22 protein-coding genes are annotated in these 21,239 nt (G+C 28.4%); 6 read left to right on the forward strand and 16 right to left on the reverse strand.

What is annotated here, in order from left to right:
* The 4 genes from ACH2BO_RS01285 to ACH2BO_RS01300 all read right to left on the reverse strand — a co-directional run.
* Positions 1-805 (reverse strand): hypothetical protein (locus ACH2BO_RS01285; protein ID WP_395042950.1); only part of this gene is annotated, 805 nt, incomplete at its 3' end.
* 171 nt (positions 806-976) lie between these two features.
* Positions 977-1,372 (reverse strand): hypothetical protein, encoded by a 396-nt coding sequence (locus tag ACH2BO_RS01290; protein WP_395042951.1) that lies wholly within the window; start codon positions 1,370-1,372, stop codon positions 977-979.
* A 463-nt stretch (positions 1,373-1,835) separates the two neighbouring features.
* Complete coding sequence (locus tag ACH2BO_RS01295; RefSeq protein WP_395042952.1) at positions 1,836-2,891, reverse strand: tyrosine-type recombinase/integrase; 1,056 nt, start codon at positions 2,889-2,891, stop codon at positions 1,836-1,838.
* 137 nt (positions 2,892-3,028) lie between these two features.
* Entirely contained in the window at positions 3,029-3,793 is a 765-nt protein-coding gene (locus ACH2BO_RS01300; RefSeq protein ID WP_395042953.1) for an NYN domain-containing protein, read from the reverse strand.
* A gap of 242 nt (positions 3,794-4,035) precedes the next feature.
* Here ACH2BO_RS01300 and ACH2BO_RS01305 point away from each other — a divergent pair, with 242 nt between their 5' ends.
* Positions 4,036-4,992: an ion channel gene (locus tag ACH2BO_RS01305; protein WP_395042954.1), complete on the forward strand. Its 957-nt coding sequence runs from the start codon at positions 4,036-4,038 to the stop codon at positions 4,990-4,992.
* 94 nt (positions 4,993-5,086) lie between these two features.
* Here the strand turns inward: ACH2BO_RS01305 and ACH2BO_RS01310 are convergent, their stop codons facing one another.
* The 7 genes from ACH2BO_RS01310 to ACH2BO_RS01340 all read right to left on the reverse strand — a co-directional run bounded on the left by ACH2BO_RS01310 (position 5,087) and on the right by ACH2BO_RS01340 (position 13,482).
* Positions 5,087-7,240: a hypothetical protein gene (locus ACH2BO_RS01310; RefSeq protein ID WP_395042955.1), complete on the reverse strand. Its 2,154-nt coding sequence runs from the start codon at positions 7,238-7,240 to the stop codon at positions 5,087-5,089.
* Between the two features lie 10 nt (positions 7,241-7,250).
* Entirely contained in the window at positions 7,251-9,167 is a 1,917-nt protein-coding gene (locus ACH2BO_RS01315) for a transglutaminase family protein (protein ID WP_395042956.1), read from the reverse strand.
* 99 nt (positions 9,168-9,266) lie between these two features.
* Positions 9,267-10,058: a 23S rRNA pseudouridine(2604) synthase RluF gene (gene rluF, locus ACH2BO_RS01320; RefSeq protein WP_395042957.1), complete on the reverse strand. Its 792-nt coding sequence runs from the start codon at positions 10,056-10,058 to the stop codon at positions 9,267-9,269.
* Between the two features lie 81 nt (positions 10,059-10,139).
* Positions 10,140-10,982: an alpha/beta fold hydrolase gene (locus tag ACH2BO_RS01325; RefSeq protein WP_395042958.1), complete on the reverse strand. Its 843-nt coding sequence runs from the start codon at positions 10,980-10,982 to the stop codon at positions 10,140-10,142.
* Positions 10,983-11,016: 34 nt separating this feature from the next.
* Positions 11,017-11,796 carry a zinc ribbon domain-containing protein gene (locus tag ACH2BO_RS01330; protein ID WP_395042959.1) on the reverse strand — a complete coding sequence of 260 codons (780 nt, stop codon included), beginning with the start codon at positions 11,794-11,796 and terminating at the stop codon, positions 11,017-11,019.
* Between the two features lie 3 nt (positions 11,797-11,799).
* Positions 11,800-12,894 (reverse strand): Nif3-like dinuclear metal center hexameric protein, encoded by a 1,095-nt coding sequence (locus tag ACH2BO_RS01335; RefSeq protein WP_395042960.1) that lies wholly within the window; start codon positions 12,892-12,894, stop codon positions 11,800-11,802.
* Between the two features lie 24 nt (positions 12,895-12,918).
* Complete coding sequence (locus ACH2BO_RS01340; protein WP_395042961.1) at positions 12,919-13,482, reverse strand: hypothetical protein; 564 nt, start codon at positions 13,480-13,482, stop codon at positions 12,919-12,921.
* Positions 13,483-13,597: 115 nt separating this feature from the next.
* On the opposite strand from ACH2BO_RS01340, the gene ACH2BO_RS01345 reads away from it, so the two are divergent.
* The 5 genes from ACH2BO_RS01345 to ACH2BO_RS01365 are packed head-to-tail and all read left to right on the forward strand — an operon-like array spanning position 13,598 to position 15,934.
* Positions 13,598-13,768 carry a hypothetical protein gene (locus tag ACH2BO_RS01345; protein ID WP_395042962.1) on the forward strand — a complete coding sequence of 57 codons (171 nt, stop codon included), beginning with the start codon at positions 13,598-13,600 and terminating at the stop codon, positions 13,766-13,768.
* The gene (locus ACH2BO_RS01350; RefSeq protein WP_395042984.1) at positions 13,765-13,845 is read left to right on the forward strand and encodes a hypothetical protein; all 81 of its coding nucleotides are present in this window, start codon (positions 13,765-13,767) and stop codon (positions 13,843-13,845) included. Before ACH2BO_RS01345 ends, ACH2BO_RS01350 begins: the two co-directional genes overlap by 4 nt.
* On the forward strand, positions 13,821-14,102 hold the full coding sequence (locus tag ACH2BO_RS01355) for a Txe/YoeB family addiction module toxin (protein WP_395042963.1): 282 nt from the start codon (positions 13,821-13,823) through the stop codon (positions 14,100-14,102). Before ACH2BO_RS01350 ends, ACH2BO_RS01355 begins: the two co-directional genes overlap by 25 nt.
* A gap of 4 nt (positions 14,103-14,106) precedes the next feature.
* Positions 14,107-15,150 carry a tetraacyldisaccharide 4'-kinase gene (lpxK, locus tag ACH2BO_RS01360; RefSeq protein ID WP_395042964.1) on the forward strand — a complete coding sequence of 348 codons (1,044 nt, stop codon included), beginning with the start codon at positions 14,107-14,109 and terminating at the stop codon, positions 15,148-15,150.
* A complete protein-coding gene (locus ACH2BO_RS01365) occupies positions 15,122-15,934 on the forward strand; it encodes a purine-nucleoside phosphorylase (protein ID WP_395042965.1) in 813 nt (270 codons plus the stop codon). The genes lpxK and ACH2BO_RS01365 overlap by 29 nt, the downstream gene beginning before the upstream one ends.
* A gap of 30 nt (positions 15,935-15,964) precedes the next feature.
* Here the strand turns inward: ACH2BO_RS01365 and ACH2BO_RS01370 are convergent, their stop codons facing one another.
* The 5 genes from ACH2BO_RS01370 to ACH2BO_RS01390 all read right to left on the reverse strand — a co-directional run bounded on the left by ACH2BO_RS01370 (position 15,965) and on the right by ACH2BO_RS01390 (position 21,146).
* A complete protein-coding gene (locus tag ACH2BO_RS01370) occupies positions 15,965-16,297 on the reverse strand; it encodes a response regulator (protein WP_395042966.1) in 333 nt (110 codons plus the stop codon).
* Positions 16,294-18,153 carry an ATP-binding protein gene (locus ACH2BO_RS01375; RefSeq protein WP_395042967.1) on the reverse strand — a complete coding sequence of 620 codons (1,860 nt, stop codon included), beginning with the start codon at positions 18,151-18,153 and terminating at the stop codon, positions 16,294-16,296. The genes ACH2BO_RS01370 and ACH2BO_RS01375 overlap by 4 nt, the downstream gene beginning before the upstream one ends.
* A gap of 41 nt (positions 18,154-18,194) precedes the next feature.
* Positions 18,195-19,190 (reverse strand): type I glyceraldehyde-3-phosphate dehydrogenase, encoded by a 996-nt coding sequence (gene gap / locus ACH2BO_RS01380; RefSeq protein WP_395042968.1) that lies wholly within the window; start codon positions 19,188-19,190, stop codon positions 18,195-18,197.
* 104 nt (positions 19,191-19,294) lie between these two features.
* The gene (gene lipA / locus ACH2BO_RS01385) at positions 19,295-20,164 is read right to left on the reverse strand and encodes a lipoyl synthase (protein ID WP_395042969.1); all 870 of its coding nucleotides are present in this window, start codon (positions 20,162-20,164) and stop codon (positions 19,295-19,297) included.
* A gap of 172 nt (positions 20,165-20,336) precedes the next feature.
* Complete coding sequence (locus tag ACH2BO_RS01390; protein ID WP_395042970.1) at positions 20,337-21,146, reverse strand: energy transducer TonB; 810 nt, start codon at positions 21,144-21,146, stop codon at positions 20,337-20,339.
* Positions 21,147-21,239 lie beyond the last annotated feature (93 nt).

The following is a 21,239-nucleotide window of genomic DNA, read 5'->3' on the forward strand; positions in this document are numbered from 1 at the left end:
CTTTAAAATCTCTTTCTTGATATTTTGTGTTCAATTCCTCAAATTCAATATTCTGCGATTTTATTTTATTTTTTATTTCGGTTGGTAACCATTTTATAGATTTTACATTGACAAAAATAAAACTCTCCCCATTTATTGCGTCCATTACACTGTTAAATCCACAGATAGGCATTTTTGTTTTATTGGTAATTGTATAATAGAAGTGATTTATACCTTTCAATGCACCAACAAATAATTTTTCTTTTTCTAATGCATTCCAATCAGAAATATCGATTTTTACATAATCTTTTAATGAACTGTCAGCTTTATTATTTCTAAATTTTGAATAGTTTTCTTTTGCTACAATTTTAAGTTCTGAATTAAACATTTCAATTAGTTCATAAAGGTTTAAATTGTTAATTTCGTCTTTTAATGATAATTCTTCCATTTGTTGGGTTTCCTTAATAATATTTTCTTTAATTGTTTTAGAAATCAAATTGCCATTTTTAAATTGTAATGTTGTTATTTCATTATCAATGTTTAAAATTTGTATTTCTCCTGAATACCAATTTGCAAAAACTTCATTTTCGTTTTTAAAAAGAATTTCTGGCAAATTATTTTCAACATCAGAAACAATTTCAATATTTGTTAAAAACATTTTATCGTTTTTTATTACCCAAGTAGCAATATATCCTTTTATACAATTTGGGTCATTAAAACAACAGATGTTTATCTGATTGTCTTCTAAAAATTTGTTTAATGGCTCAATGTTAAAATTGTACTTAAAGTTTTCATAAATAAATATATCAAATTTCTGATTTGTCATTTTACTACGATTTTCGTTAAAATTACCACCAACGTCTCGTGGCTTGCTGTCAGGTTGGGATTAGAAAAGCCAAATGTATAAATTTATGACTGAACTTCCAAGTACAAAACCAACTTTGGAGTTTGCCCGAAAGCCCAACTTGCAGCAAACCGCTGTTGTGTGCCAGCCTTTTTACGTTTTATTGTTATAAATATTATAAAAAATGAAGCAAGTTAAAAAAATGATTCCAATAATTAGCCTCAAAATTTTCTGTTGTTCTGCTTTACGAATATAACCATCTTTTCTCAATTCCCACGATACAATAATTTCAAATAAAGTTCCGAAAGGTTCAAAAATAAAGTCACAAATATGATAACTTTCATTTGCTTTTAAGTTCTCTTCAACTCGTATTTTCTTTTTTGATAAGTATTTTGCAGTTTCAATTTTCTTCTGTTCAACTTTTCTATTTTGCAGTTCATTATTTGCCAGTTGAACTGCTCTTGGATTCCATTTATTAAAATCGCCAACTATTTCGAGCAATTCTTTAGTAGTTCTTTCACTAATTGGCGGCGTAAACTCATCTGTCATTTTAACTTTTCTTTTTTTGTATGTTTTATGTTTTTATATAATTAAATGATTGTTTTTTCTTTCTAATATTTTTATTAAGAAATTTATTTTTTAGCATTATAATTTAACTTTATTGCTTTTACATAAAAACTTATGCTAGTAATATAAAAAATTAAGCCTATAAACTAAAATTTTATACTTATGAAATAAAATATTTGAGTTGTGTATAAAATTAAAACAAATTAAAATATTATGATTAAATCTATTTTATTAAATGTTAACGTCAATTATAAAAACATTATAATAAGTTGCTTTATTTTACGCTTCTGTCGCTCGAAGGTTGCACACAACTCATAAATACACGCAACTAAAAAAAGTTGCAATTGTATAAATCATTAATTATCATTGTTTTAATAAAAAACTATTTCAAAAAGCGCATTGCTTATTTGTGAATTGCTTTTTAATAATTCAAATATAAACATTTTTATATCATTGTGTCTAATGGACTAATAATTTTTCGTAATGTTTTGTCATTTACTTGTGTATATAATAAGGTGGTTTTAATATCGTTATGGCCTAATAATTCTTGTATAAATCTAATGTCTGTGCCTTGCTCAAGTAAATGTGTGGCAAAACTGTGGCGTAGACTATGAATTCCTAATGGTTTGTTTATTTTGGCATTTAGTAAGGCATTTTTAAAAATTTGTTGTGCGCTTCTACAACTATATTTGTCTCCAAACTTTCCTTCAAATAGATATTCTTTGGGTTTGTACTCTATATAATAGTTTCGCATTTGGGGTAAAATGCTTTCTGGTAAATTGACATATCGGTCTTTTTTGCCTTTGGCTCTTTCTATAAATACTTGCATTGTAGTACTGTCTATATCTCGAACTTTTAGGTTTATTATTTCAGAAACTCGCAAACCCAATCCGTAACATAGTTTTAATATTGTATTGTGTTTTATGTTGGGTGTTACTTCAAACATTTTTTTTATTTCTTTTTGTGAAAATACTTTGGGTAGTTTTAATGGTTTTTTGGGTCTTGGAATTTCTATTAAAAATTTTTCGCGCTTTTCTACTTTTTCATAATAAAATTTTATAGCATTGATGCGACTGTGTATCGTGGTTTCTGATAATTTTAATTCGTTTATACAATATAATAGGTATATTCTAATTTTTTCAACTTCTATATATAAAGCTGATTCTTCTTTTAGATAATGCAAAAATGCGCCAAATTCGTTTCGATAAGTTCTAAGTGTAGCATTACTGTATGCTCGTATTTGAATTTCTTCAATAAAACGCTGTAATAATGAATGATTTATGGGATGTATTTTTGACAATAATGTTTTTCCAGAAGTTTCTTCAATCTTGAATCGATTGCGATATTCAAAGCTGTTGGGTAAATGCCAAACTTTCATTGATTGACTCCAACGTGATCCTTCTAGCTTTTTTATTCGTAGAATTAAATCTAAGTTTTTTTCAAAGTAAACTGCAATTCTTTTTTCTCCTTTGTGGCTTATAATTTTTGCTTTCCATTGCATAATTAGGGTGTATATGGTATAAAATTAGTGAAAATTATATTATATATTGAAAATAATTGAAGTTTTATTTATTTTTTTTGACAAATATTAATATGAAAACTTGTGTTTGGGATTTATATAAAATTGTTTTTAATTTTTTATTTTCTGCGTACATAAATGTGTTTGATGTTATTTTTTCCGCTTTCGCGTTCATCAATTTCGAATTTATTTATGCTTTTTATAAGCGAAAGTAGTTTTGGAAAGCCATAATTTCGAGAATCAAAATCGGGTTTCTTTTTTAGCATTAAATTTCCTAAATCGCCAAGAAAAGCCCAACCATTTTCGTCTTCTAAATCTGAGATACTATCGGCAAAAAGTTTGATTATTTTAGGATCAATTTGACTTATAGCATTATTGGCAGATGTTTTGTTGTTTTTGGATGTTCTTTTAGAGTTGTTTTCGGTTGGAGTTTCAATATCTTGTTTTTTTAGAATTTCTATATATATAAATTTGTCGCATGCGGTGATAAATGGTGTTAAGGTTTTCTTTTCGCCAATACCAATTACTTTCATTCCTGCTTCGCGAAGTCGTGTTGCTAGTCTTGTAAAATCGGAATCGCTGGAAACTATACAAAATCCGTCTACTTTTCCTGTATAAAGTATGTCCATGGCATCAATGATTAATGCGCTATCGCTTGCATTTTTTCCTGATGAATAGCTGTATTGTTGAATAGGAGTGATGGCATTTTCTAGCAAAACATTTTTCCATCCTGATACTGTTGGCTTTGTCCAATCGGCATAAATTCGTTTAAAGGTTGGTGTTCCATATTTTGCAATTTCTTCAAACATTTCTTTTACGTTGGCATACGGAACGTTGTCGGCATCGATGAGTACTGCAAGTTTTAAATCGTTTTTAATTTCCATTGGTTGGTTTAGCATTAAGTTTCTATATCAAATGTAGTGAAAAATTGCGAATTAGTTTTTTGTTTTTTACTACAGTTTTGTTCTAGCCCAGAATGAAGTGGAAAGCCATTTATAAAAAAAAGTGCTATTTTTGTTGTTGTAAAAAAGCGACCAAAGGAAGCTCTTTTTATAACTTACAAAAATGTGCTTTTTTATAAATGCTTGAAGCGTAAAGCTGGATTAGCTTCTAATAACAAATAAATATGTCTTTTATAAAAAAAATTAATGCTAAAGCTAAATCGCAAGCCAATACTGGTTTTGGTACAAATGCTTCGAGTTATGGAGGAAGATTTGTAACGAAATCGGGAAATGCCAACGTGAGAAAGACTGGAATTGGTTTTTTGGATAGTATTAGTTGGTATCATACAATGCTGACAATTTCAAGATGGAAGTTTTTGTTTATTGTGGTGCTTTTTTATTTTAGTGTAAATTGTTTTTTTGCTTCGTTGTATTATTTAATTGGTGTTGAGAACCTTAATGGGATTGATGCAACTACTGGTTTGGATAAATTTGGACAATCATTTTTTTTTAGTATTCAAACTTTTACAACGGTTGGTTATGGACATATTAGTCCGAGTGGGTTTTTGACAAGCTCGGTTGCAGCTGTTGAAGCGCTTTTTGGTTTGTTGAGTTTTGCTATTGCAACTGGACTTTTTTATGGTCGTTTTAGTAAACCAAAAGCGCATATTTTATTTTCAGAAAATGCCTTGATTGCGCCATACAAAGACGGAAAAGCTTTGATGATGAGATTAACACCTTTTAAAAATACAAATTTGACTGATGTTGAAGTAAAGGTAACTTTGGGAATTCAGTTGGAGGATAAAGGTGTTGTTACTAATAAATTTTATATTCTTGATATGGAAATGGATAGAATAAATTCGTTGAACTTGAGTTGGACTTTGGTTCATCCTATTGTTGAATCGAGTCCGTTTTTTGATTTAACAGAAAAAGATTTTAAGACAATTCAAGGTGAAATTATTGTTTTTGTAAAAGCTTTTGATGATATGTTTAGTAATCTGGTTGTAAAAAGAACTTCTTATGTTTTTAACGAGGTTGTTTATGGAGCAAAATTTGATTTAATGTATTCTAGAAATCAAGAGCAAAGTAGAACTATTCTAGAAATTGATAAATTGAATGATTTTAAAAAAGTTACTTTTTAAAATCATCAAAAAAAAAATTCGCAAATTATTCATTTTTTAAATGAGTTTAAGTTGCGAATTTATAATGTTTTAGTTCCTTGAAATTGGTTTTATATTAACTTTTTTTGAGCAATACTTTTTCTTGTGTAAACTGATATGCTGCGTCTAGAAATAAAATCATTTTGTTCCAATTGCTGTTAGGTTCATAATAATTTTTATAATATTTACTTGTTTTTATGGTTAGTTTATTTCCTGAAACAACTGCCGAAGATACAAATCCGCCAGTTTCATTTTCTACTTTTTTATTCAATTTGTCTAATCCAGCAACAGTGTATCCTTTTGGAATTTCTAATGTGATTTCGTTTTCAAATGAACGTGGATAAATCATGTAAATATTGTTTTTGCGCTCTTTTTCTTTTTTGTCTATTTCTATTTGTGTGGAAATTAGTTTTCCTATTTCTAATAAATAATTGTCGCCAGCTTTTTTTACAAGGTTATTTTTTATAACAAAATCTTCTTCATAAATTAATGGTGAGTTTTTACCAAATCGACCTGTGCTTTTAATATTCAATTTGTGATCATCTATTTCAAAATCATATTCGCTAGCAGTAGATTTTTTGAATTCTTCTTTTTGTTGGTCTTTTAGCTTGTTTACAATTGCGTCTATTTCTTTAGTAATTTGTGCGTTTTGCTTTTTATTGGTTATAAAATCTTTTACAGACTTGGTTCCGTATTTTTTATAATCTTCAAATGCATAATCAAAATAATATAATTTATCGCTTTGTTCACTTTCTTTTAAGTGTCCAAAATAGGAAGATTCTTTTTTAATATTTAAGCCAGTAAAATCATCTAAAATAGTAACATTTGAAGAGATTTTGGAAACATTATCTTTCATTGTGCTTGATGGCAAGGTAACATTTACTGCATCGACTACTTTTTTTCCTTTGGAAACTTGAAGTGCATATGCCTTTGTGTTTTCGAGATTGTAATTAAATTGATCTGCACTTGAATAGGGTGTAAAATATTCTAAATATATAGGATTTGGAGTGTTTACTCTTAATAATATTGTTACATTTTTTTGAATTAATAAGTCATCAATGCTGCCATTAAATCTTGGTGTACCAACTATAATGTCATAATCGATATTGTTTTTCTTGAGATATGCCATAAAATAGTTTACAAAAGATTGTTCACTTCTAAAAAATATTGGATCACCATAAAAAGACAATGGCATCCATTTTGTAGATTCTTGAACAACCATTGCTTCTATATATTTAGTAAAAAAAGCATGTCTAGCAAAATAATATACTTCTCTAATTTTTTCTTCGTCATTGGCAAATGTTTTCTTTTTTACAAAGTCGTTTATTTGATCTAAATCACCACTTGGTTTAAATTTTTCATCATAATAATTAAAAATGTCTTCTTTGCTAACGGTTTTTTTTATTTCTTTTTCTTTTTCAGATAAGAAAGCGTCGGCGCGACTTTCAAACTTGCCAGAACGTGCAAAAAATACTTGAAATTTATAACAAGGCATTTCTGCCAATGGATAAAACCAACGCGGAAATTCGTTTTTATCAATGTCTTTGGCAACTAATTCATATTTTCTTTCGCCACCACTTTTAGTTGGAATTTCTTTTAGTTCTGGTGCGCCATTGTAAGTATTAAAATTTACAAAAAAATCATTTTCGGTATCAAATGATAGTTTCAAATCCATAGTTGGATAAACATCGCCAAGAGCAGATTCTTCGGGAGCAAAACCAAATTCTAGTGTAGATTTAAATGGTTCAACACTATAAAAATAGTAGTCAATAATATCACCAATTTCGAGATTTGCAATTGCAATTTTCTTTTCTTTATCTACTTCTTTGGCTTCTTTTTCAACATCAATCTCGACTTCTTTTCCTGTTGCTTTTACAATTTTTATTCCAATAGTGTTTTTGGATTTTCCATCTGAACCTCTTCCTTTATTAGAATAAAATTTATCTTTAAATGAAAATTCCGAAAATTCTTTTACAGCCGCTTCATCAAGTAATTTTATTCTTTTTCTAATTGCAGAAGTATAGGTTACACTTGCTCCAAATTTATGATAATTGTAATATTCAAATTTATGAATTATTACTGCCGATTCGTTTTTCCATTTGTCTGGAATGGAGTTAGTAGATTTGAAATTATCTGATTTTCCCCAAAAAAATTCTTTTATTTCGGCTTTGTCTTGTGCAAAAGTCGACTGAGTTATTGCAATAATTAGAAATAGTAATAGTTTTTTCATTGAATATTAATTATTTTGAAAGTGTAATTTGTTGGTTGTAATTGGTTATTAATTTTTTTATAAAATCGTTCCATTTTACCATTTCGGAAGCTTTTATTTCGCCATTCTTGAAAATAAATGATTTTTTATAGATGATTTCTTTATCGTTTTTTTGAAAAGTTAATGCTATGTCAAAATTATTTTCTTTTACAATTAAATCTGTAGGAAGTTTGGTTACTTTATATCCAGCCGGAATTGCTAGTGTAACGGTTGATTCGTAATTTTTTTTATACTCAAATTGATAATCTGTTTTTCTGTCTTTTAATTCAAATCCTTTTAGTTCGTTCATGTATTCTAAATCTACATACATTTCGTTATCAAAGTTAGAAATTTTATTTTCTACAGCTACATTATAATCAATAGTAAGCTTGTTATCACGATTTTTTAAGTCAGATGTTTTGATGTTGGTAATATGACTGTTTTTTTCGCTTTTTGCCAAATAATCTTCAAGTGCTTCTTGTTTTTTATCACTTTTAAAAGTGTTGTAGATGTATAAAAACTGTGAACGACTTTCGCCCAAATATGTTTTAGAACATGCACCTTGAAGCTTTTCATTTTCTATAGATAAATTGGCTTTAAAAACTTCTTTGTTGGTTTCATTGGTTGCCATTGGAACTTTTTCAATTATAAACTTATCGCCATCTTCTATCATAACTTCTTTGTTTTGAATGCGTTCTGCATACTCTCCAAAGGAATTAAATTTTTCTGTTCCGTCTAAATAATATTTTTTTCCTTTATGAATTAAAGTACAAATCATGTGGTTGTCAACTGCCAATGATGGTGTTTTATAATCATAAGCAATATGTTTTGTTCCAATCCAAGTGAGACGAGCATCAAACTTGGCTAGTACTAACATTTGTTTAATTAGATTTGCCATTCCTTTGCAATCGCCATATCTTTTTTCGAAAACATTGTTAGATTCATCTGGTTTAAAACCAGCGATTCCATCTTCAAATGCTATGTATCTAATGTTGTCTTGAACCCAATAAAAAATATTTTTTATTTTTTCTTCATCCGTTTTTGCATTGGCTGTAAGTTCAGTAACTTTTGTTTTTAAAACAGCTGTATCATCTTTCATTAAATTCACTAATGACTTATACCATTTATATAAATCTGCTGTTGAGTTAAAAAGTGTTACATCGTTTCCTTTTAGTTTATAAGATTTTGCAATTAATAAAATATGAGGATAAATGTAACTTCTTCCTGGAGAATCTTCTTCTTTATATACTGCAGGAACGTCTTTTAATGTATAGGTAAAAACGGTATTGTTTTTAGAGTCTTTAGTTTGGGTTTTGGTTACATTATTTCCTTCAAAATTAAATTCTTTTAGTTCAATATTTAACCATTCTGGAACTGTAACTACAATTTGTTTTTTAATAATTGGAAATTCATCATTAAAATATAATGCTGTAAAATATTTTACATCTTCATATTTTTTTTCTAGTTCATAATTATAAGCATATCCTTGAATTGGAAAATTTACCGACATAAATTTTACTCTTGCATCATTATAGAATAAATCTTTGTCTTTATAAAACTCATCGGTAACATAATTGTTGGTATTCTTGTCGTTTCTAAATTTTAAATTAAAGGTTTCAATTTTAGATTCGCTATCATAAAACTCATATTTTTGAATATTTGCTCTGTGATTAATGTTCATCAATCGTTCGTTAACCGAATGATTTACAATAACTTTAGATTCGTTTTTGTTCAATTCAAATTTTACGTTTTCGGTACTTTCTATAATGGCAACATCATCTTTGTCATAAGTTGTTCTAATTTTTTTTGCCAAAACAATATCATCAGGAGTTGGATCGATGTTTTTTTGAGCCGAAAGTATAGTTGTGAAAAACAATACTAAGAATGTCAATTTTGATAGAGTTTTCATTTGCATATTTTTTGGAAATATACTAAAAAAAGGAAAAACTTTTAATAAATTATAAAATATTATTGAAGTTTTTTTAAAAATGATTTATACAATAATAAATTAATTTTTATTTCTTGTAATTTTAGGATATGAATTTGAAGTTTTAGGAATAACTTTAGTAAAACTAGCTTCTTCAGTTTTACTTGATGGTTCTATTAATTCATTAAGTTGATTTATCTCTTCGGTTGTTAATTCTCTATATCGACCAACTAAAACATCTAAAGAAATATTGATAATTCGTGTTCTTTTTAATGCGGTTACTTCATAATCTAGATGTTCGCACATTCTTCTAATTTGACGGTTCAAACCTTGTGTAAGAATGATTCTAAAAATATATTTACTTACTTGTTCTACCTTGCATTTTCGGGTAATTGTGTCTAAAATTGGCACACCATTTGCCATTCGTTCAATAAATCTATCGGTAATTGGTCTATTTACTGTTACTAGATATTCTTTTTCGTGATTGTTTCTTGCACGAAGAATTTTATTTACAATATCGCCATCGTTGGTCATAAAAATCAATCCTTCGCTGGCTTTGTCTAATCGACCAATCGGAAAAATACGTTCGGAATAATTGATATAATCTACAATGTTATCTCTAACGTCTAGGTTTGTGGTACATTCAATTCCAACTGGTTTATTGAATGCTAAATAAATTTGTTTTTTATTACTTTCTCTAACTATTTTTCCGTCAACTCTAACTTCGTCATCTGGAGTGATTTTTGTACCCATTTCTGGCACAACTCCATTAATAGTAACTCTAGATTGCTCAATTAATTTATCGGCTTCTCGACGAGAGCAAAAGCCAGTTTCTGATAGAAATTTGTTTATTCGAGTTAGGTTGTCTTGCATTATGCAAATATAGGAATTTTAGATTTTATTGTGTTGTGAAAGAGTTTGTGTTGTGGCTTTGTAAATTCTTAAATTTTTTATTTACTTAGTATTAACAAACTCAACAATAGTTTGATATAAATTTTCATCATGCATACTGTGTCCTAAACCTTTGGTTTCAATAAATTTTGCATTTTTCCAAGAGTTTGAAATCTTTTCTCCTTCTTCAAATAGAACTACATTGTCATCAATATCATGGGCAATTAATCCTGAAATTGTTGAATCTTTTAAAAATTTTGAAGCAGATAATTCATCAATTGTTAGATTAAAACGTTTTTTGGTATAGTTAATAAAAGATTGATGAATAAAATCATTCAAGCTCAGCATATTAATATAATTATTCAAAATAACTTTAAAATCTGATGGCGCACCAAGTAGAATTATTTTTTCAAAATTGTGTTTGTAATGTGCTTGAAAGTAAGCAATTGCATTTCCTCCAATTGAATGTCCGATTGCAATTTTTGGATTGTATTTTTGGACAACTTTATCAATAAATTCTGAATAAATAGGAACATTAAATTCTTTTCCGTTACTCATTCCGTGTGCTGGACCATCAATTGCTATTATGGTTTTTCCAGTTTTCTTTAAATATACTAATAGTTTTTTCCATCGAGAAGCATTGCTTTCCCAACCATGAACTAATAAAATAACATCATCATTTCCTTGCCAAGTATAGGTTAGGAATTGATGTTCGTTTAATATATGTGTTTCGTGAATAGCTTTTTGTAAGGTTTTTGGAATTTTATGATTCTTTATTTTTCCTTTTCGTGGCTCGCTAAAAAGTTTGTATGCTATTGCAAACGATTTGTCGGGCAATACATAACTCAAAAGATTTATGTATAATCCAATACTCTTTATAACTATTTTTTGAATAATTTGTTTCATAAAAAAAACCACGCATTTTACGTGGTTTAAGATATTACATTTTAGCAAATAATTTTTCCATTTTAATTCTTTCTTCATCAGCAAGAGCAGCATCAACTAAAATTCTTCCTGAATGTTCATCAGTGATGATCTTTTTTCTTGAAGCAATTTCAACTTGAATTTGAGGCGGAATTGTAAAGAATGAACCAGCAGAAGCACCACGTTCTATTGATACAACAGCCAAGCCATTTCTTACACTAGAACGAATTCTTTTGTAAGCAGCAAGTAATCTGTCTTCAATTAGTGTTTCAAATTCTGATGATTTAGCAGTTAAGAAGGTTTCTTCTTTTTGAGTTTCAGACATAATGTCGCTCAATTCTGCTTTTTTATGTTTTAGGTGAGTTGTTTTTTGGTCTAATTTTTCTTTAGAGTTCGAAACTACTTCCTTTTTATGCTCTGTAGAAGCTTTCATTTCTTTAATTTGCTTTTCAGCCAATTGAATTTCAAGTTCTTGAAACTCAACTTCTTTAGTTAAAGAGTTAAATTCTCGATTGTTACGAACATCTTTTTGTTGTTCTGTATATTTTTTTATTGCAGCTTGATGGTTTTCAATTGCAGTTTTTTTAGCTTTAATGCTATCTTCAATAGTCACTAAATCTAATTGTAATTTTTCCAAACGAGTAGTCAAACCAGCTACTTCATCTTCTAAATCTTCAACTTCAAGTGGCAATTCGCCTCTCACGTTTCTAATTTCGTCAATTCTGGTATCAATAATTTGTAAATCGTAAAGCGCTCTTAATTTTTCGTCAACGCTCAATTCTTTTGTAGTAGCCATATTCTATAAGTACTTAACTGGATTTGTATTTTCTTCTGATAAAACGACTGCAAAATTAGTAATTTTTTCTTTAAGAAAATCAACAATATAATTTTTTGTATATCTTTCGCTTTCAAAGTGACCAATATCTGCCAAAAGTATCTGATTTTCAGCTTCATAAAAGTTGTGATATTTCAAATCGGATGTTAAAAAAACATCTGCACCATTTTGAATAGCATTTTTTATTGCAAAACTTCCAGAACCACCTAAAACAGCGACTTTAGAGATTGGTTTTTCTAAGAAGGATGAATGTTTAATTGTGCCACAAAGCATTTTTTGTTTTACAAACTCTAGAAATTCTTTTTCGTCAATTGGTTTTTCTAACGTTCCAATCATTCCTAAACCAATATTTTGATGTGAATTTTGTATGTCATAAATTTCATAAGCAATTTCTTCATAAACATGATTTGAGAACAAAGCTTTTAGAATTTTACTTTGTAAATGTTTTTCAAAAGTGACTTCGATTTTCACTTCATCGGTTTGAGTTAATTCGCCTTTTGTTCCAATTTTGGGATTACTATTTTCGTTTCCTTGATAAGTTGAGAAACCATTAGAATTAAAACTGCAATTATCATAATTTCCAATAGTTCCTGCGCCAGCATTGCAAATTGCATTTCGCACTTTATCTGCATTTTCTGGAATTGTATAAGTAATTAATTTTTGAATAAAATTTTCTTTTGGAACTAATATTTTAGTGTTTATTAAACCCAAAGCATCACAGAAAATTTTATTAACACCATTTTTGTGATTGTCTAATGCAGTGTGAACTGCATAAATTGAAATATCATTTTTTATTGCCTTTATCACAGAACGTTCGACATAATTTTTGCCAGTAATCTTTTTCAATCCGGTAAATAAAATAGGATGGAAGCAAACCACCAAATTGCATTTTTTTGCAATAGCTTCGTCAATAACACTTTCTAAAGCATCGTGACAAACTAAAATTCCTGTAATTTCATTTTCTTGATTTCCTACTAATAAACCTACGTTGTCAAAATCTTCTGCGTAAGCTAATGGTGCAAGTTCTTCTAGTATTGTGAGTATTTGTTTTAATTTCATTTTATACTATTTTCAGTATTTTTATTAAGTTGACCATTCATTCAAAACTTCCTTAATTGTCCAAACTCCATTTATATTTTCAAATAAAAAAAAACTTCCTGAATTGTGTTCGATATTTCTATAAAAAGCAACTTTAACTAAACAATATTTATTTGCAAAATGTATTGGTTTGCTTACAATCATTAATCTTTGATTGTTGTCATTAAAGCGTTTAGATACTTTTTGAAATTCTTCTAATGATAGACAATTGTTGACTTTACTTTTTAAATATTTATTTTGATTAGAAAAAACTTCATTATATTCTTTTGTCCAATCTTCGACTAATTGATTGTTTATTTGCTTTTTAATTTCGACAGCATTTCTCTTAAGCAATTCATTTTTATTAATTACTTCAATAGTTTCTTCATTATTAGGAGCTTTATTGCAATATAAACTCAAAAGTTGCAATCTGTTTTTAACGATTACTTTCTCGTTAGTATAATATTTGGTTAATAACACTTTTAGAACAGCAGCATTATTGTTTTCTTGTGCAAGAGCATTTTGAAAACAAAACAATATAACTATCAAAAATTTTATACCTATTTTCATTTTTTAAATATAATTTCCATCCAAAGATAAAAAAATGTTACTTTCGTAGAAGTATTATTTTAAGAAATTAAAATTCGGCGATTTTTGTATCTTTGTAATTCAAATATTTAAAGCTATGACAACCTTAACTATAAAAATTGATAAACGATCTAAAGCTGGAAAATCATTTATGGTAATGTCTGAAACTTTTTTTAAAGGAGTTGATGGGATTGAAGTTATTGAGCAAGATTCAAATAAAACTAAAAAAAGTAATAAAAGCCTTACAATTCTGAATTTGTTGATATGATTCTGAAAGCAGAAAAAAATGGAAAATATACAACTTTAGATCCAAATAATATATGGGGAAGTTTAGGGTTGAAATAGAAGACTTGGCTATACTTCATATTACCAAACATTTAAAATTTGGAAATAAATCAAATATTAAAAGAATAAATAAAATTTTATCTGAACTTATTGATACTACTTTTATTGGCACTGGAAATCCTGAAGCTTTAAAATATCAACTTACGGGTTTTTGGTCAAGACAAATTAATAAAAAAGACCGACTTATTTATAAGGTTGATGAAAATATTGTAACTGATTATGTAATTTCTGCAATGGGACATTATTCTGATATATAACTTTATGAATTTCATTCGAAAATTACTTTTTCCTTTTTCCATTTTATATGGGTTGATAACATCGATTAGAAATTTTCTTTTTGATATTGGATTTTTAAAATCTCATTCGTTTGATATTCCAATAATTGCTGTAGGAAACCTAAGTGTTGGTGGCACTGGAAAAACTCCTCAAATTGAATATTTAATTCGTTTGCTTTCGCCAAATTATAAAATTGCAACTTTAAGTCGAGGTTACAAACGAAAATCTAAAGGATTTGTTTTGGCTGATTCAAGTTCAACTGCAGAAACTCTTGGAGATGAACCTTTTCAAATTTATCAAAAATTTTCAAATATTGAAGTTGCCGTTGATGCTAATAGAAAAAATGGAATAGAACAATTATTAAAATTAAATACAAAACCAGAAATAATTTTGTTAGACGATGCTTTCCAGCACAGAAAAGTGAAAGCTGGATTTTATATTTTACTAACTTCATTTAATGATTTATTTAGTGATGATTTTATGCTTCCCACAGGAAATCTTAGAGAGAGTAGAAGTGGAGCACGAAGAGCCAATTTGATTATTGTTACAAAATGTCCTAAGGATATTTCTGAACTTGCGATTAACAAAATAAATGAAAAGATGATGAGATTTCTCATTCGTCGAAATGACAAAGTTATTCCAATATATTATAGTTATATTGATTATGACAATAAAGTCTATAATGAAAACGAAAATAAAAGCGTTTCTGAAATTATGAATAATGACAAATTGCTATTGGCAGGAATTGCCAAACCAGAACCGTTTTTTGAATTTTTGCAATCTAAAAATGGTACTAAATTAGTTTATCCAGATCATCATAATTTTACCGAAAACGATTTAAAAGAAATAAAAAAAGTAGCTAATAATAATATAATTATTACAACCGAAAAAGATTATGTAAGATTAAAAAACAGCAATTTAAAAGCTCAATTATTTTATTTGCCAATAAAAAGTTTATTTATATCTAATAGTGATACCTTTGACAAAACAATTTTAAATTATGTGGGAAGAAGTTCAGAAAACGGTTGATTATATTAAAGAAAAAACAGGTTTCACTCCTGAATATGGAGTAATATTGGGTTCAGGATTAGGAAGTTTTACAGACGATATTGAAATAGAATTTACATTACCCTATAATGAAATTCCTAATTTTCCAGTTTCTACAGTTCAAGGTCACAAAGGAGCTTTGGTTTTTGGAACAATAGGAACTAAAAAAGTAGTTGCCATGCAAGGTCGTTTTCATTTTTATGAAGGTTATTCAATGAAAGAAGTAACTTTTCCTGTGCGCGTAATGAAATATTTAGGTGTTAGTAAATTGATAGTTTCTAATGCATCTGGTGGTGTAAATCCTAATTACAAAGTAGGTTCGATAGTGATATTGAAAGATCACATAAACATGATGCCAGAACATCCGCTAAGAGGAAAAAATGAGGAACGTTTTGGACCAAGATTTGTAAACATGAGTGAACCTTTTAGCAAAGCAATGATATTGAAAGTAAAAGAAATTGCAAAATCTTTAAATATTGAAGTTCAAGATGGTGTTTATCTTGGTTTACAAGGTCCAACTTTTGAAACTTTATCTGAATATAAAATGGTAAAAATTCTTGGTGCAGATTGTGTAGGAATGTCAACTGTGCCTGAAGTTATTGTTGCACGACACATGAGTTTAGAAACTTTTGGAATTTCAGTAATTACCGACATGGGAAATGAAGAAAGTATAGAAACAATAACTCATGAAGAAGTTTTACAAGCTGCACAAAAAGCCGAACCGATGGTTAGAAATTTAATAAAAGAATTGATACAACAATATTAAGAAGTTAAATAAAAATAAAAAAGACGCAATTTACAGCGTCTTTTTTTGTGCCAAATTTTGAGCAATAATAGCATAAAAATTTTCTGGTTCGAATGGCTTAGTAAGTACATCGGTCATTCCGTAAGAAAGTAGCATTTCTCTATTTTCATTTAAAGAAATTGCAGTTAATGCTATAATTGGAGTATGGTTATTAAATTCTCGAATTAGTTGAGTAGCAATTGTTCCGTTAATTCCAGGCAAATGAACATCCATTAGTACTAAATCAAACTCGTTTGGTTGTTTTAAAAGTTCAACAGACTCTTCACCATTATCTACAATGTGACAATGCATTCCTTTGTTTTCGAGCATTTTTTTAGTAATCATTTGATTTGATTGATTTTGTTGTCTTCAACCAAAAGAATTTTTTTATTGATAACCACTTTTGCATTATATGGAATTTCTTTTTTAATAACGACAATTTTTTCACCAATTTCAAACGGAAGTGTAAAAGTAAATGTTGTTCCCAAGCCAACTTTACTATTCAAATAAATTGAACCTCCAAGTAATTCTATAAGACGTTTTACAATTGCTAATCCTAAACCAGTTCCTCCATATTTTCTATTAATTTCAATTGAACCTTGAGAAAAACTATCAAATATTGATGATTGTTTATCTTCTGGAATTCCAATTCCGTTATCAGACACTTTAAACGAAATGGTTAGATTATTATCTTCAATATTTTCAAGTTTTGCTGAGAGTTTTACATATCCGTTTTTAGTAAATTTTAATGAATTGGTTATTAGATTCAATAAAATTTGAGATAATTTAGTTGGATCACAAATTATATATTTTGGAATCGATTCGTCTATTTCAACAGTAAAAGTATTACTGTTTTCATTAGCAATTTCTTTAAATGAATTTTGGATATTGTTTAAAAGTAGTCTAAAATCATAATTCAATTTTTCAATAGGAATATTTTCAGATTCTATTCTATTAATTTCTAAAATATCATTGATGAAATGTAATAAATAATTACCAGAAAATTTTAATGAATTTAAATAATCTATTTGTGATTCTTTAGGATTTTCTTCAATTAATAAATGTGTAATTCCGTTAATTGCATTGAGTGGTGTTCTTAGTTCGTGACTAACAGTAGAAAGGAAATCTGCTCTTGCTTTAGAGGCATTTTCTGCATTTTCTTTGGCTATTTCTAGTTCAATATTTTTTTCTTTTAACAGCGTGTTTGATTGTGTTCTTAGGATGTTGTTTTTATATAATGAAAGACTTAAAAGTGATAAAATCGATATTAAGGCAATTGCCAAAATACTTATTAATTTAGCAAAAGAATTGGCTTTTTGTTGGGTTTTATTTTCTTTATCAATTTGCTCTATAAGTCGAAGTTTTTCTGATTCTTTAAATGCTACAAAGTCTTCAATACCTATTTTTTTGTTATTTAAAACTGTTAGTGTATCTTTTAATTTTAGATATTGTTTTAAATAGTCATGCGATTTTTCAATGTTTAAGGACTTTTCATAATCAATACTTAAAGCTAATAAAATTTTAGCTTCTAGTTCTATATCATTTCTGTTGTTTTTTAGAGCTTTGTTTAAATAGTTTATAGATAAATTATACCTTTTTTTTATTGTTTCTATTTGACCTATTTGATATAGTGCTTCTGTTTTTATTTTTCTTGAATTTGTTGTGTCACGTATAGAAATAATTGATTCAAAAAGCGGAAGCGCTAAGTCTATACGTCCTTTTTCTTTAAAAATAATTCCTTCTTGAAGTCTTAGCATATCTTTAGCACTATATACTTTTATTTTTTCATATATAGTCGCTGCTGCATGAAAGTTTTGTTCTGCTTTAGAAAAATTATTGGTTTCAATATAACAAACTCCCAAATTATATTGTGTAAATGCTTGCTGAGCCGAAACAGGTAAAGTGCTATAAACTGCAATACTTTTTATTAAAACGTCTATGGCATCATCATATTTTTTTAACTCTAAAAAAACAATTCCTAGATTAGAATAACTATCTGCTATATCTTTAGGATCCTTTGTTTTATTGGCATAATCAAGTGCTTTTTGAGAAAAGTTTAAACAGTTTCTGTAGTTATTAATACTTTTATTATACTTAACTTGACTAATATAATACCCAACACTGTCTACTTTTTCAGATGAATTATTCTGAGAAAATAACAAGCTTGGAATAAAAAAAAGAAACATCAAAAATTGTTTCATAATTAAATTTTTGGTTGTTTGGGTTGACTAAAGTAGAAAAATTATTTTGATATTAAAATAATTAAATCTATTATTCTTGAAGAATAGCCAATTTCATTATCATACCAACCTACAACTTTTACCATTTTGTCAATGACAGAAGTCAATTGAGCATCAAAAAGGCATGAGTTTTTATTTCCAATAATATCTACAGAAACTATAGAATCTTCTGTATAATCTAGAATTCCTTTTAAATTAGTTTGCGATGCAAGTAAAAAAGCAGCATTTATTTCATCAATTGTAACTTTTCTTTTTACATTAAATGTAATATCGGTTAACGAACCATCTGGAACTGGAACTCGAATACCACAACCGCCAATTTTGCCTTCCATTTCTGGAAATATTTTGGTCAATGCTTTTGCCGCACCAGTTGTTGTTGGTACAATAGATTGACTTGCGCCACGAGCACGACGTAAATCTTTGTGTGGTTGATCATGCAAACTTTGATCTGTTGTATAGGAATGAATTGTAGTAATGTAAGCTTGTTCTACACCACATAAATCGTTAATTACTTGAATCATAGGTGCAGCATTGTTGGTAGTACAACTTGCATTTGAAATTATTTTTTCGGTACCATCAAGAATGTTTTCATTAACTCCAAGAACAACGGTTTTTATAGAATCAACTTCACTAGGCGCAGAAAGAATTACTTTTTTTGCTCCAGCAATTATGTGTGCATTAATTTCTTTAAAAGTGTAATACTTTCCTGTAGATTCAACAACAATATCAATATTTAATGTATTCCATGCTAAATTTGAAATATTTTTTTCATGAAAAAACAAATAAGATTTTCCATCTATAATTATATTATTTTCGTCAAATGAAACTTGTAGCGGTAAAACGCCATGAATACTATCATATTTTATTAAATGAGCCATTGTTCTATTGTCGGCAATATCATTTATGGCAACAACTTCAATAGTTGGATGGTTTAATAGTAACCTAAAAAGATTTCTTCCTATTCTCCCAAAACCGTTAATGGCAATTCGTGTTTTCAATAGATAAAGTTTATATTAAAAGTTTAATTGTTTGAAGGTTTAATTGTTTAAAATTGTTGACTTCCATCTTTCAAACTTCGTACCTCGTGTTTCAAACCTCGTACTTACAAAAGATGTTTTTCTGCATGATAACTAGAACGCACCAAAGCACCACTTTCTACATGACGAAACCCCATTTCTTTACCAATTTTTTCGTATTTTTCAAACTGATCTGGATGTATAAATTCTTTTACGGGTAAATGTTTTTTACTTGGTTGTAAATACTGACCAATAGTTACAATATCAACGTTATTATCTCTCAAATCTTGCATTGTTTGTATTACTTCTTCTTCGGTTTCGCCAAGTCCAAGCATGATTCCAGATTTAGTTCTTTTAATTCCTTTTTCTTTTAGATATTTAAGAACTTCTAAGCTTTTATCATATTTTGCTTGAATTCTAACTTCGCGAGTTAATCTTCTAACGGTTTCTACATTGTGAGAAACAACTTCGGGATTTGCTTCTATAATTCTATCAATATTTCTAGTATTTCCTTGAAAATCTGGAATTAAAGTTTCTAATGTGGTTTCTGGATTCATTCTACGAATAGCTTCAACAGTTTCTAACCAAATAATAGAACCCATATCTTTCAAATCATCTCTGTCAACACTAGTAATTACTGCATGTTTAATTTTCATGATTTTTATTGAACGCGCTACTTTTTCTGGTTCATCCCAATCTACAGTTTCTGGTCGTCCAGTTTTTACACCACAAAATCCACAAGAACGAGTACATATATTTCCTAAAATCATAAAAGTTGCTGTTCCTTCACCCCAACATTCGCCCATATTTGGACAACTTCCTGATGCGCAAATGGTATTTAATTTATACTTATCAACCAATCCGCGAAGCTCAGTATATTTTTGACCAATAGGTAATTTTACTTTTAGCCATTTTGGCTTTCCAACAGGTAGATTATTTTGGGTAATCGTTTCCATACATGCAATTTTAGAAATGCAAAGATAGGTAAAGTTGAATTATGAATTTAATATTATAAAGTAAGAATTTGCAATAAATTTTGTTGTTTTTTAAATAAAAAAACCTGTCAAGTTATTAAAACAAGACAGGTTACATTTATCAACTTTAAGAAAAGTTAATTGGTTGTTTTTTTTAATTCAATTCAATTTTAATTGGTAATGTATATTGTGTTCTCATTAGTTGTCCTTGAATTTTTCCTGGTTTCCATTTAGTTTTAATAGATTTTAAAACTCTTATTGCTTCAATGTCTAAACCGAAACCTGGATTTTTAAGTACCTTAATGTTGCTCATTGAACCATCTTTTTCTATAACAAATGAAACAAAAACACTAATAACTGTTGCTTCATCAATTTCTGGAGTTTTGAATTTTTCGCCAACTTGTTTTCTAAATTTATCAATTCCGCCAGGAAAATCTGGTTGTTCATCTAGAATTCCTGTGCCAACCACAATAGTCGGAATTTCAGGTTTAGTATCTATAACATTTGTTCCTCCTGATGGATCAGTATTTGTGCTTAGACCAGTTCCAGTATTGGTTCCTGGAGTTGCATTGGTTTGTGGAGTTTCATTATTTGTTGGAACTTCTGGTTGTGCTTGGTTGGTTTTTACAACTACCAAAGGTGCTTTTTTTGTTATTTCTTCTATTGGATTGGAGATAGGTTTTACTTTTTTGATTATTTTTTTCTCTAATGGTTCAGCTTTGTATGGTGTTACGACTAAAGAATCATCTATTGTAGGTGGTTTATGCATTTTTGGTTTGTCATCAAACGATGAAAAAAGCATACAAATTCCAGAAATAAATGCAATGAACATTATTCCTGAAAGTAGAGCATATAAACTAGTTTTTGGACTTTCTTGACGCAATTTATATGCGCCATATTCTTGGTTTTTTCCTTCAAATACAAGGTCTAACCACTTTTTTTCAAAGATACTTACGTTTGACATAATTTATAGTTTTAATTGTTAAGTATCGATGTTACATAAGCCGAAGAGTGTTTTGTTTTATAACGCATCTATTCTTACAATATTGTGTTGTTA

The sequence above is a fragment of the Flavobacterium sp. genome, assembly GCF_043773265.1.
GTDB lineage: Bacteria > Bacteroidota > Bacteroidia > Flavobacteriales > Flavobacteriaceae > Flavobacterium.